This window comes from Paeniglutamicibacter sp. ZC-3 (assembly GCF_025847175.2).
GTDB classification, from domain to species: domain Bacteria; phylum Actinomycetota; class Actinomycetes; order Actinomycetales; family Micrococcaceae; genus Paeniglutamicibacter; species Paeniglutamicibacter sulfureus.
The window spans coordinates 49,451-61,755 of the sequence record NZ_JAOYTG010000018.1 but is presented as its reverse complement, the minus strand read 5'-3'; the positions used below and the strand labels follow the sequence as shown (position 1 = coordinate 61,755).

The following is a 12,305-nucleotide window of genomic DNA, read 5'->3' as shown; positions in this document are numbered from 1 at the left end:
GGTTCGGCGGCGCATCCCGGTGTAGGTTTGGGCAAACATCGTTGAAAGGGTTCACCGTGAAGGCAACCGGCCGCAGCGCCCGCAGGACCTCGATGGCGATCCTGCCGCTGGCAGCAACGATGCTGCTGCTGGCCGGATGCGTTCCGTTGGACGGACCGGCGCCAACCCCCTCGGCGTCCGAATCAACCTCGGCACCGGCCAAGAGAGCCGGGGGCGACCCGAACAATTGGGCGAGCTGCGAGAATCCGGTCATTACCTCGGGTCCACCTCGCGAGGAGGACTGGAGAATCATCGGAGCCATGGAACTGGACACGACCTCGGGTGGGAAGAAAACCACGCAATACCTCAGCGAGAGCTATGGAGCGACGATCAGTTGGGACGGGGCCGGCCCTTCCACCGGTAGGTTCACCGAGGATATCGGCGACACCATCGGCTACCCCACGCTGGGCGGCATTGAAGGGCTGGACGGCGTTGTGGAGTTGCTTGAGTCCATCGAGGAACCAACCAAGACACTGGGCTACCAGGCCGTAAGACAAGTCTCCGTGCCGATCACCCTGGAGTGCGGAAACCTCTCCGACCAGGGAAGGGTCAACAGCTGGAAAGACAAGGAGCGGGGAGTCTTCGATTGCTCGGAGAACGAGGGCGAGATCGTCGATTCCCCCATTCCCATGGCCCGGGATAAATACTGCCCCGAAAGCTGATCCCAGGCCCGCGCGCCGACGCCCCTGCCGGCGCCAAGACGCTGCGGGTACGCTGGGGAACGACAGTCGAAGTGAGGGAGGGCGCCGCCAAGGTGGCGTATCTGCTTCGGCCAGAAAGGGACCAAACATGGAGCATGCTCCGCGGCGATGGCGCCAAGCCGCCGTTCCCCTGCTGCTGGCACTGACGGGGGCGTTGGTCCTTGCCGGCTGCCAAGGCACCGGGTCCACGACCTCCACCCCGGACTCCTCGTCGGTGTCGGCCTCGACCTCCGTGCGCAGCGTGGTGATCATCGGCGATTCGCTGAGCACCGGTTTTGGCACCAGCGCCGAGAACGCCTGGCCGAACCTCATCGCCACGGCGCCCGGGGACGACTCGATGCAGCTGAATCTGCTCAACGCTGCGCAAAACGGCAGCGGCTATCTCAACGTCGGCGTCACCGGCTCCACCTTCGCCCTTCAGGTGGAACAGGCTCTGGCACCGGACGCCGACCTGGTGGTGTTCTTCGGCTCAATAAACGATCTTTACCAAGACCCCACGGAGCTGGCGGCTGCCGTGGGCCGAACGTACGCGGCGGCCAGGGAGAGGGCGCCGCGCTCCGCATTCCTTGTGGTTGGGCCACCGGCGTACAGCACCCGGCCGGAGGCAAGGTTCCTGGCGCTGCGGGACGCGGTCAAACAAGAGGCGCAAGCCGCCGGGGCAATGTACGTCGATCCCATCGAACAGGGCTGGATCGTCGCTGATGCCGAGCGATTCGTGGGCCCGGACGGACTGCATCCCTCGGTGGAGGGGCACCGCCACCTGCGGGAAAAGATGGAGGCGCTCATTCTCGGGGCGCTCAAGGGGCAGCCCGACGTCGCGGCCCGGTAGCCGGCCCACGATTCAGCGAATGACCCGGTTCGCCCGGGCCCTGTCGATGGCGGCGGTGCGGTTGTCCACCCCGAGCTTGTCGTAGATGTGGATCAGGTGCGTCTTGACCGTGGACTGGGAGATGAACAGTTCCGCGGCAATCTCCTTGTTGCTCCGGCCGCGGGCCAGCAGCTGCAGCAACTCGAGCTCGCGCGGACTCAGGTCGGTGGAGTTGGCACGGGCCTCGGGGGTCACTCTGGCGGCGAGGTCCGCCGAGAGCACCTGCTCCCCCTTTGCGGCGGCCTCGACCGCTGCCAGCACCTCGGACAGCGGGGCGTCCTTCAGCAGGTAGCCTGCCGCCCCGGCATCCAACGCCGCCCGGATGTCTGCGTCCGAGTCGTACGTGGTCAGGATCAGCACCGGTGGGCCGTTCTCGGCACGGATCTTCTTTGTGGCGGTGACCCCGTCCATGCCGTCCATCTGCAGGTCCATGAGCACCACATCCACGCGCTGGCCCAAGGTCTTCAACCGCTCCAGCTGCACCAGGGCCGCGGCCCCGTCGGAGGCCTCGGCCAGCACCGAGAGCCCGCCCTGTTCGGTGAGCACCGCGCGAAGGCCCGCCCGCACCACCGGGTGGTCATCGACCAGCATGATCTTCAGATTAGGCATCGTCCTGGCTTTCTTCCGTGGTGAAGGGGATGCGAACGCCCAGCACCGTTCCCTCCCCGGGGGTTGATTCGATCTCCAGGGAACCCCCCAGTAGTCCCAGGCGCTCGCGCAGCCCGGCCAGCCCATAGCCGGTGCCGTCGGCACGCGGCTCAAGGGGAAGTTGTGCGACGTGCATGCCGTCCCCGTCGTCAAACACATCAAGGGTCACGGCATCCGGCAGGTACCCGAGGCTGAGGACAGCGCGTTTGGCGTGCGCGTGGGCAGCGACGTTGGCCAGTCCGGACTGGGCGGCGCGGATAAGTGCCGCGGAAACCTCGGCGGGAAGCGCGGTGGCCGGGCCGTCCTGCCGGAAGGTGATCTCGAAGCCGTGGCCGGCTGACGCGGCGGTGCGTTCGGTGGCGACACAGAGACGGCGCAACTTTCCGGCCAGGGAATGGGCTCCGTCGCCGGCCGTGGATAGGTCGGCCACGAAATCGCGGGCCTCGGCGAGGTTTTCGGCGGCGGTGGCGCCGATGGTTTCGAGGCGTTCGGCCGCAGCCCGGGTGTCCCCCGCCGCCAGGGCTGCCGTCGCGGATCGGGAAACCAGCACGATGCTGGAGAGCCCCTGGGCCAGGGTGTCGTGGATTTCGCGGGCCAACCGGGTGCGTTCGCCCAAGGTCCCCGCGCGGTGCTGTTCCTCGGCGAGCGCCGCCCGGGTGGCCCGCAATTCGTCCAGGGCCAGGCGCTGGTTAACGCCCTCGGTGTACAACGCCCGATAGGCCATGCCCATGATGACCGCGAAGATCGCCCCGACCATCGGTCCCAGGATCCGGGGAAGGGCGAGGGACCCGGAGTGGAACCATCCGGCTGCAACGACCGAGGCGGTCAGCAGCGCCACGGCGATCAGGGAATGGCGTTGGCCCAGGATGTGCAGGTGCAGGAAGAAGAGTGGGAACGCCAGCCAGGAATAGTCGGCGTGCAGGTAGAGCAGCACGAGCCACAACAGCACGACCCCTGCAAGCCACCAATTGGCCCAGCGCACGGTATTTGGCGCCCGTCCGGCGGAATGGCGCTTTTCCGCGATGGTTCCGGCCAGATACAGCGCTGCCAACAGACCGGTGAGGGCGATGGCCGTGATCAGCCGGAGCATCGTCGTTTCGGAAAGCAGCGCGCGCACCAGCCCGACGCCCAGCAACACGGCGAAGCCGACGTGCAGCCCCACGCGCAGAACGCGCAGCACCATCTCGCCGGCCGAGGCGGTAGGGGCATCTGCGAGGCTCGGCTCGGCTCCGAGGCTTGGTTGCGGGGCAGGATCTGTCACAACACCCAGCGTAGCCGCGCACCTTCACGGACCGGCTCCACCAAATGGTTGATCCCACGCTTCGTCTTGCTCGGGAAATGGCCCGAGCTCCCCCGGTTCATGGCGGAATCTAGTGAAGTCCAAGGATGTATAAGGGAGTATAGGTTTTTTCCTATTCTTTTTACCCGCGGATTCCCGCTGCCTACCTGTGGATCCCGAACTCGTGGTCAAGGGCGCTCAGCGCCGCAAGGTGGCCGCTCATTCCGTGCACCGACGGACCCGGCGGGGTTGAACTGGAAGCCAGATAGATCCCCTTGGCCCGGGTCCGCCACGGATCGGTGGACAGCGTGGGGCGGACCAGCATGCCGCGCATGTCGGTCGCCCCGCCCGAGAGGTCCCCGCCGACCAGGTTGGGGTTCTGAGACGCCAGTCCCGGCGCGGTAACCGCCTGGCTGTATTCGATGGTGTCGGTGAAGCCCGGGGCCACGGCCTCCAGTTGGCGGTCCATTACGGCGGTGAGGTCCGCGGGGTTTCCGTTGGGCACGTGGCAATAGGCCCAGAGCACGTGCTTGCCCTCCGGCGCCCGGCTTGCATCGAAGCGGCTGGGCTGGGAAACGATCGCGTAGGGCGCGCTCGAAACATCGGTGCGCACCCGGCGCTCCTCCCTCCCAATCTGCGCGGCGGTGCCACCCAGATGGATGGTGCCGGCATTGGCAAGCTCGGTGTTGCGCCACGGCACGGGTGCGTTGAGGACATAGTGGATGAGGCAGGACCCCGGAGCCCGGCGCGTGCCGGTGAGGATGTTCTTATATTTCTGCGGCAGCACCCGCCCGGCAATGGAGGCCAGTGCCTCCGGGGAGGTGTCGAAGAGGACTGTCTTTTCGGGGATCTGGGCCAGGTCGGTGACCTCGGTGTCCAGCTCGATGCTCCCCCCGGCCTCAACGAACATGCCGGCCAACGCATCCGAGATCGCCTGCGAGCCGCCGATGGGGATCGGCCACCCCCCGGAGTGCGCCGCGGCAGCGAGGAAGAGACCGGCACCTGCGGTGGCGGGCCCGCGGCCGCCGCCTGCGGTGTGGGCGCCGCACCCGGCAATCATCGCAGCGGCGAGTTCGCCGGTGCCCAGGCCCGGGACCATGAGTTGGGCCGCGCGCAGCCCGAAGACCGTGAGTGCACCGAGTTGCCGCGGGAGCCGCAGCAGCGGATGCAGCAACAAGTCGGAGGTTGTTGCCATGCGCTCAACGACGGGCCCAAGGATTCTGCGGTAGCCGTTGCCGTCCGCGCCCAGCGCCTGAACGGTCCGTTCCAGGTCCCGCCAGGCGATGCCGGCCCGGCCGTCGGGAAACGGGTGGGCGAAGGAGATCTCCGGAACCACGAAGTCGACGCGGTCCCGCAGGCCGATCTCCGCAAAGAACGGCGAGAGCAGCGCCATCGGGTGCACCGCCGAGCCCAGGTCGTGGATTGCCCCGGGGTACCCCAGCCCCCTGGTGCGCGCGGCACCTCCCACGGTGTCGTTGCGCTCAAGGAGCCGCACCGAAAGCCCCGCCCTGGCCATCGTCAGGGCTGCGGCCAGCCCGTTGGGCCCGGCACCGATCACCGCAACGTCATGCGCCATGCTTTGCTCCCAGAACGAACCGGTCTTTCGCCCCGGCAAAGGCACCTGCCTGCGGATCGGACTGCCCCACCCGGCGCACCGGGTCCAGCTCGGGGTCGTACATCGACTGGACCACCCGGTACATCAGGTACCCGGTGGAGATCATGTGCCCCAGCACGGCAAAGACGTAGAAGGAGGTGGGGAACGTGTTGGAGGCCTGGATGTCGGCGGTGGTGGCGTAGAGGTACATCCAGATCGCCCAGAAGTGCAGCACCTCGAAGAGTTGCCAGATGAGGAAGTCCTTCCACTTCGGCCAGGCCAGTGCCGCCAGCGGGATCAGCCACACCACGAATTGCGGCGAGTAGACCTTGTTGAACATGATGAAGGAGGCGACGATGAGGAACACCAGCTGGCTCAGCCGCGGGGCCACCGGGGCGTTGAGGCCCAGATAGGCAATGAAGGCACAACTGGCCACGAAGAGCCCCAGGGCCAGCGCATTGATGGTGGCGGCATCCAGCTCCGCCATCTGCGGCACGACGCCGGCGGTGACGTTGAAGATGTGCCAGAAGGAGGACAGCCCCGCCCCGCGGTCCTCGGTGAAGGTGAAGAAGTGCTTCCACGCGTCGAAGTTCACGAGGGCCATGGGCAGATTCGCCGCCAACCAGGCCAGGACCGCCCCGGCCAGCGAGACGATGAGCGGCTTGTACCTGCCCGTGCGGATGGCCAGCACGATCACGGCGCCGAAGAAGAGCAGCGGGAAGACCTTGATCGCGGTCCCCACGCCGATGAGCACCCCGGCCAGGAAAGTGTTTTGCCGCGAGAAGGCCAACATCGCCAGGGCCAGGCAAGCCACGGCCCACATGTCCCAGTTGATCGAGGCGGCAAGGACCATCCCCGGGGCCAGTGCCACCATGGCGGCGTCCCAGGGGCGGCGCCCGGCGGTCCGTGCGGTGGCCACGACGACGACGAGCCACAGGCCCGCCACCAGGAAGAGGTTTAGGTCGAAGAAGGCCAGCGACCTGTCGAATTCACCGGCCGGCACCAGGGCAGCGGTGAGCGAGGCGATGACTGACATCAACACGGGATATTCGAACTCGGCGCCGGCGGCGAAGGGGGCGAACGCGTTCTCGGCAAAGCCGCGGGCGTGGAAGAGTGCCGTCCAGTCCGAATAGCACGCCCACGCATAGGGGTTGGTGCCGCCCCAGCCATTGAGCCTGCAGGCATTCTTCGCCAGAACCGCCAGCAACGCACCGATCACCGTGAGGATGACCAGCACGCGTTCGACGGTGAAGAACCCGGGGGCGATGCGCCCCGGGCTGGAGTGCCTGCCCAATGGCCCGCCGATGACCTCGGTGAACTTGCGCAGGAAGGCGTCGCTGCGGCTGGGCACGGTGATGCGCATCGGTGCGAGCCGTGGCTTCGTCGGGCCCGGGGCGGGTGGTTGGCTCATGGCTTTTAGCCTAGTGCCCGGCGCCGGGAGGTGCGTGATGCGCGGTGGCGCACGGTGGCGCTCGGTGTTTTGCCCTTCCGCAGTGCCCTACTCGGCGCGGCCGGGGAATTGCGCGGCGAGCCGCTCGAGCGTCCGTTCCATGTTCGGCCCGGTTCTCCGGGTGAAGCCCAGGAGCCGAAGCATCCACTGGTGCCGCAGCCGGCTGGCGTCCCAGGTTTCGCTGACCAGTGTCCCGGACCCTTGGGGTTCGAGTTCATAGCGCCAGCGGTGTCCGCTGAAATGCCTCCATGCGATCGTCCGGTCCTGCTCGAATTCGACCACTGTGTTGCTGATGCGATAGGGAACGCCCAGACGCATCTGCATGCCGAATTCGCTGCCCAGGGTCAGTCGCTGTGACCGGCCGCTGGAGGCCCGCACCGTTCCGGAGCCGTCGATGACAGGGTGCATTTCGGGATTCGTGAGCAGCTCGAAGACCTCGTGCGGGGCAGCAGCGGGGATGAAGCGCCGGCGGGTCTGCAGGTAGCGGGAGTGACTCATCAGCCCATCCTATGCACTGCCCGCACCGCGCAGCGGCACATCGGGCCAGGACGAGAGGGCGGGGTCCGGGTTTTGGTGGAATTCCGGTCTATGCCGGAGGTTTCCGGTGTGCCATTCTGGGTTGACCGGCACCACCAGGGAGAATTCCGATGAGCACTGGAACCACACCGGCCGGCCTCGGCCCGGAGACCGCCCAGGGCCTTTTGCTCGGCCCCATGCTCCGCCACGTGGACAACACCTCCGCCAGCATCTGGGTCGAAACCGCCATGGCCTGCACCGTCGAGGTCCGCTGCGGCGCGGACTCCTGGCAGGCAGCGACGTTCGGTGCCCACGGCCACCACTACGCGCTGGTCGAGGTATCCGGGCTAAAGGCGGGAACCGTCCGTCCCTACACCGTGCACCTGAACGGAAAACGTGTCTGGCCCATCGAGGACGGGTTCCCCGACTCCATGATCGCCACCCTGGATCCGGCCAAGGAACCCCGGCTGGCCTTTGGATCCTGTCGCACCAGTGTCCCGCATGACGAAGCGGGCAATCGTACGCACGGGGTCGACGCAATGCGCGCCTACGCCCTCTCCATGGCCGGGCTCGAGCACGGCCGCTGGCCCGACCTGGCATTGTTCCTTGGCGACCAGGTCTACGCGGACTCCACGAGCCTGGAAATGCAGGAGTTCATCCGCAGACGCCGCAACATCAAGGAAGCCCCCGGGGAAGAGCTGAAGGACTATGAGGAATACGCCCACCTCTATAGCCTGGCCTGGTCGGACCCGGCCAACCGCTGGCTTCTCTCCACGCTGCCCAGCGCCATGATGTTCGACGACCACGATATCCGCGACGACTGGAACTCATCCCTGGAGTGGAAACGTGAGATGCAGAAGACCGGCTGGTGGCACGAACGCATGGTTTCCGGGATCGGTTCGTACTGGATCTATCAGCACCTCGGAAACCTCTCCCCCGATCAGCGGGCTGCCGATCCGCTGTGGCGGCGCATCGCTGCCCACACGGGAACCGGCGAGCTGGACCTGACCGCCGAGCTGGACGAATTCGCCGAGCGCGTCGACGCGGAACCCGAAAGCCACAGTTGGAGCTACTGCCGGGACTGGGATGCGGTGCGCCTGATCGTGGTTGACTCCCGGGCAGCACGCACCTTGGACCCCGGGCGGCGTGCCCTGCTCGACCCGACTGAACTTGCTTGGCTTGATGGGCGGATGCGCGGCGGCTTCCGCCACCTGCTGATCGGCACCTCGTTGCCCTTCCTGCTGCCCATGGGCCTGCACCACGTGGAATCCTGGGATGAGGCCATCTCCAGCGGGAGCCGCAGAAGCCTCCGGGGCTGGCTGGGTGAGCGGTTGCGCAGGACCTTCGACCTTGAACATTGGGCGGCCTTCCAAAGCAGCTTCCAGGAGGTCGCCCGGTTTGCCACGGAGGTCGCCGACGGCAAGCGCGGACCGGTCCCGCAGACCGTCACGTTCCTCTCCGGGGATGTGCACTTTTCCTACGTTTCCGAAGTCGAACGACAGGGCGGCAGCAGAATCCTGCAGGCCGTGTGTTCCCCGATCCGCAACCCGCTGCCCCGGTTCCTGCGGTACTTTGCCGCAGCCTTGGCGCTGGGTCCCGCGGTCCCCTTCGGGGCCTGGATGGCGAGCCAGGCGCACGTGCCCAACCCCCCGTTTGCCTGGAGCGGCATCAAGGGGCCGTGGTTCGACAATTGCCTGGCCATCATTGAGGCCACCGGCGACGGACTGGAAATCAGCTGGGTCACCGGGGTGGTCCGGGATGGGGACCATATGCATCCGAGGTTGGACACCGTGGAGGTTGCCTCGCTTCGGGCGCGCGGCGACCACACGCATTCGCCGGAATCGTAAACGGGGCGGGGATCTCCAGGGCACCGCCCTGCCGGCAACCGCGGGCACCGTCCGATGCCCGGCCGCACCTGCCCCGTACGGTATTTGCCGCCGGCTCAGTACACCCGCTCCGTGGCGAATCGCAGGGGGCTCAGTTCCGCCCGCCGCCGGACCAGGTCCACGGCGTGTGCGTCCAGCCGCCGGTCCTCCTCGCTGACGGGCACCAGCTGCCGCACCGCGGAAGCGCGGCCGGACTCGTCACGGGCGACGAAGATGGTCATGCACTGGGTGGTGTCGCGCCACTGAGTTTCGCGGGGGTCCCGGGCGCGCACGTGCACGGCGATGTGCATGGAATGCGGTCCGGTGTGGATCAGCCGCGCCTCGAGCTCGACGACGTCGCCGATGTGGATGGGATTGGTGAAGTGGATGCCCCCGGAATAGACGGCCACCGCATCATCCCCGCACCACCCCATGGCGCAGGCCCGGGCGACCTCGTCGATCCAGCGCATCACGATCCCGCCGTGTGCGTTCCCTCCCCAGTTCACGTCCGTCGGGGAGGCCAGGAACCTGAACTTCTCGCGAGGCGCGGTGCCGGCCTCCGTGTACTCCTGCGCCAGCATGGCCTGGCGGATCTCGGCGCGCGCGGCCACGCGGTCGGCCGCCCCATGTGCCAGTTGGGCCGCTGCGGCATCGGCCGGCTTCCAGGGCGGGACCACCTTGGCGCGGCGTTGCTCGTCCATTGCCACGAAGACCAGGATGCAGTCCATGGCGGGCTTGAAGACGCGTTCGCGCACGTCGGCGGCGTCGACGGTGACCACCACCTGCATGCTGCTGCGCCCGGTGTGCACGATCCGGGCGGTGACCTCGATCAGGTCGCCGTTTTCGATGGGCCGGGTGAAGTGGACGTTCCCGACGTAGGCGGTGACGCAGTACCCCCCGGAGTAGCCGACGGCGCAGGCGTAGCCGGCCTTGTCGATCCACTCGAGCACGCGCCCGGCCTGGACCGTGAGCCCGTCTTCGGAAACATCGGTCGGTGCGGCCAGGAAGCGCAGCGTCATCACGTCGTTCATGTGCCAATACTAGCCATGTGCCGCCGCAGCAGACGCTTGTGGCCGGCACCCGAAACAGGTACCGGCCACAGGTGCACTCTTCGACCCCGAAGGGTCAATGCCATTTCTGGACTAGTTGCTTTCGGCGGCGGCGCGGATGCCCTCGAGCACTGCCGAAACCTGGCCGACAACCTCTGCGTCGTCCATCGGGTGGGTCTCGGCGAAGCGGACCAGCGAACCCGGGATGGAGAGCTTGACGTCTTCCAGCACGGTGGCGCCGGCGATGCCGACGGCCTTGCGGGCCTCGTCCTGGGCCCACACGCCACCGAACTGGCCGTAGGCGGTGCCGATGACGGCGGCGGGCTTGCCGAAGACGGCACCGGCGCCCATCGGGCGGGAAAGCCAGTCGATGGCGTTCTTCAGCACTGCAGGCATGGTGCCGTTGTACTCGGGGGAAACCAGCAGCAGGGCGTCGGCCGCACCGGCGGCTTCGCGCAGCGCGACGGCAGCAGCCGGAACCTGTCCCTCGACGTCGATGTCCTCGTTGTAGAACGGAATGTCCTCGATGCCGGCGTAAAGGTTTACCTCAACGCCCTCAGGGGCGTTCGCGACGGTGGCCTCGGCCAGCTGCTGGTTGGTGGAACCGTTGCGGAGGGAACCGACGAGGGTCAGGACGGTGGTTGCCATAAGAGGAAGTCTCCTGTTTTTTCGGGGGGTGCTGCTTGATGCGTCAATCAATGTCAACCACGCAATGGGCATCTCGATTCCCCACACGGCCGTGACGAGCAACACATTCTTGGATGCTCGGAAGCGGCCGCGTAGGGAGAATCGTGGGCGTTCTTGCGGTCATTGCCGTGGTGATCTGGATCGTTTCAGCTTTGCAGGACGCCTTCTCGAGGTATACGAAATGAAGTCCGCCAAAAATCGGCGAGTCCTGGCCGTTATAGCCAGCCCTCGGGATTGACCCACTTGCCGTTGACGATGACCTCGAGGTGCAGGTGGGGGCCTGTTGAGTTGCCCGTGCTGCCAGCCAGGGCGACGACCTCGCCGCGCCCGACCTTTTGTCCCACGGACACCTTGAGGGCCGAGTTGTGGTTGTAGCTGGTTTCCAGCCCGTTGCCGTGGTCGATTTTGACGCGGTTGCCGGAGTGGCCGGCCCATTCGGCCTGCACGACGGTGCCGGCGGCGCTTGCCTTGATCGGCGTACCCATGGGAACTGCGTAGTCCAGGCCGTTGTGGTTCATGTACCCCGGACCGGTCGGGTTCTTGCGGAAACCAAAGCGCGACGTCAACCGGATGCTGTCCACCGGCTGGGCGAGCTTGGTGACTTTTCCGGTGTCAGCGGTGGCGGCGGGCGCCGGCTTGGCGTCCTTGGCGACCTTTGCGGCGGCAACGGTCGTGACAGGGGCCGGCTTCTTTTCCTTCTTTTCCACCTTGATGAACTTGCTGGTCACCGAGGCGCGATCGACCGTGAGCTTGTCGCTGGCCGGGGCTTTGACATCCGCGACGGCGGTCTGGGCGACGCGCTGGGGCTCTGGGGCAACCTCCTCGGCCTCCTGCGCGGGGGCGGCAGCGAATGCCAGGGCGGACACGGCGGCGACTGCTGCGAGCTTGTGCGCCAACCCGAGGCGGGGGCGCCGGTTCCGGGGGGCGAACTTCCGAACGCTGTCCAGTTTGCCGGCTTCCGCAGGCATCGGCAGGGGCACCGACTGTGCACCAGATGCGGAAGGGACTTCGGCGGCGGCCATGGATGAAGCGTCCGGGGCCGCTCCATAGCGGAGGCTTGCCACGAATCGGCGGCCGGCATACTCCGTGTCATTCGGGGATTGCGCGGAATCCGGGACCGCGCCGAGTGCGCGGCGGCCCGACCGCCGGGAAGTGTTTTCGCCGTTCGCGATTTGCTCCATGGAAGCGTTGGCGGGCTTGGCATCAACGGGGCCGGACGCGCGGCGGCGCGCGGAATTATGGTGCTGGGTCAAATGATTACCTCTCATGTATCGCCTGCGAAGTTAGCTGTCGGATTCGAGTCATGAGATTAACTCGGCCGAGCCCACCAAGGTGGACTCAACTTCACCCCGAGATCCATGGTGCAAGACCAGGATCGGTTGATTGGGTCCTCCGCCCCTACCGGGAATTTTTACTCCGCGATCCGCCGGTAGGGTTGGGCGAACCGGATCGGGACTGGGTTGCCTAGATGCGACCCGATGTAAAACCCTACGAGGGTAAATACAAAAGTTACAATTCCGTTATCAATCCATGCGGCGGACAAATACGTGGATGCCGACACCGGTCGATGGCTCTCGCTACCTCGATCCCGTATACCCGCACAAGTGCG

Annotated in this window: 11 protein-coding genes and 1 riboswitch; of the genes, 3 read left to right on the top strand and 8 right to left on the bottom strand. The window is 66.7% G+C overall.

Annotation, left to right across the window (positions count from 1 at the left end; genetic code table 11):
• Positions 1–56: 56 nt before the first annotated feature.
• Complete coding sequence (locus OIU93_RS16265) at positions 57–701, top strand: hypothetical protein (protein ID WP_264271112.1); 645 nt, start codon at positions 57–59, stop codon at positions 699–701.
• Positions 702–828: 127 nt separating this feature from the next.
• Positions 829–1,569, top strand: coding sequence for an SGNH/GDSL hydrolase family protein (locus OIU93_RS16260; protein WP_264271111.1), 741 nt, complete (start codon positions 829–831; stop codon positions 1,567–1,569).
• 12 nt (positions 1,570–1,581) lie between these two features.
• Here the strand turns inward: OIU93_RS16260 and OIU93_RS16255 are convergent, their stop codons facing one another.
• The 5 genes from OIU93_RS16255 to OIU93_RS16235 all read right to left on the bottom strand — a co-directional run bounded on the left by OIU93_RS16255 (position 1,582) and on the right by OIU93_RS16235 (position 7,077).
• Complete coding sequence (locus OIU93_RS16255; protein WP_264271110.1) at positions 1,582–2,217, bottom strand: response regulator transcription factor; 636 nt, start codon at positions 2,215–2,217, stop codon at positions 1,582–1,584.
• Complete coding sequence (locus OIU93_RS16250; protein ID WP_372342951.1) at positions 2,210–3,517, bottom strand: sensor histidine kinase; 1,308 nt, start codon at positions 3,515–3,517, stop codon at positions 2,210–2,212. The genes OIU93_RS16255 and OIU93_RS16250 overlap by 8 nt, the downstream gene beginning before the upstream one ends.
• A gap of 181 nt (positions 3,518–3,698) precedes the next feature.
• Positions 3,699–5,111 (bottom strand): NAD(P)/FAD-dependent oxidoreductase, encoded by a 1,413-nt coding sequence (locus OIU93_RS16245; protein ID WP_264271109.1) that lies wholly within the window; start codon positions 5,109–5,111, stop codon positions 3,699–3,701.
• The gene (locus OIU93_RS16240) at positions 5,101–6,540 is read right to left on the bottom strand and encodes a glycosyltransferase family 87 protein (protein ID WP_264271108.1); all 1,440 of its coding nucleotides are present in this window, start codon (positions 6,538–6,540) and stop codon (positions 5,101–5,103) included. Before OIU93_RS16240 ends, OIU93_RS16245 begins: the two co-directional genes overlap by 11 nt.
• 87 nt (positions 6,541–6,627) lie before the next feature.
• A complete protein-coding gene (locus OIU93_RS16235; protein ID WP_264271107.1) occupies positions 6,628–7,077 on the bottom strand; it encodes an SRPBCC family protein in 450 nt (149 codons plus the stop codon).
• 149 nt (positions 7,078–7,226) lie between these two features.
• Here OIU93_RS16235 and OIU93_RS16230 point away from each other — a divergent pair, with 149 nt between their 5' ends.
• Positions 7,227–8,942: an alkaline phosphatase D family protein gene (locus OIU93_RS16230; RefSeq protein WP_264271105.1), complete on the top strand. Its 1,716-nt coding sequence runs from the start codon at positions 7,227–7,229 to the stop codon at positions 8,940–8,942.
• Between the two features lie 95 nt (positions 8,943–9,037).
• Here OIU93_RS16230 and OIU93_RS16225 read toward each other — a convergent pair whose 3' ends face one another.
• The 3 genes from OIU93_RS16225 to OIU93_RS16215 form a co-directional block, all read right to left on the bottom strand.
• On the bottom strand, positions 9,038–9,991 hold the full coding sequence (locus tag OIU93_RS16225; RefSeq protein ID WP_264271104.1) for an acyl-CoA thioesterase: 954 nt from the start codon (positions 9,989–9,991) through the stop codon (positions 9,038–9,040).
• Positions 9,992–10,102: 111 nt separating this feature from the next.
• Complete coding sequence (locus tag OIU93_RS16220) at positions 10,103–10,657, bottom strand: NAD(P)H-dependent oxidoreductase (protein ID WP_264271103.1); 555 nt, start codon at positions 10,655–10,657, stop codon at positions 10,103–10,105.
• A gap of 254 nt (positions 10,658–10,911) precedes the next feature.
• The gene (locus OIU93_RS16215) at positions 10,912–11,718 is read right to left on the bottom strand and encodes a M23 family metallopeptidase (RefSeq protein WP_264271102.1); all 807 of its coding nucleotides are present in this window, start codon (positions 11,716–11,718) and stop codon (positions 10,912–10,914) included.
• A gap of 234 nt (positions 11,719–11,952) precedes the next feature.
• Positions 11,953–12,146: riboswitch (cyclic di-AMP (ydaO/yuaA leader) on the bottom strand.
• Positions 12,147–12,305: the final 159 nt, after the last annotated feature.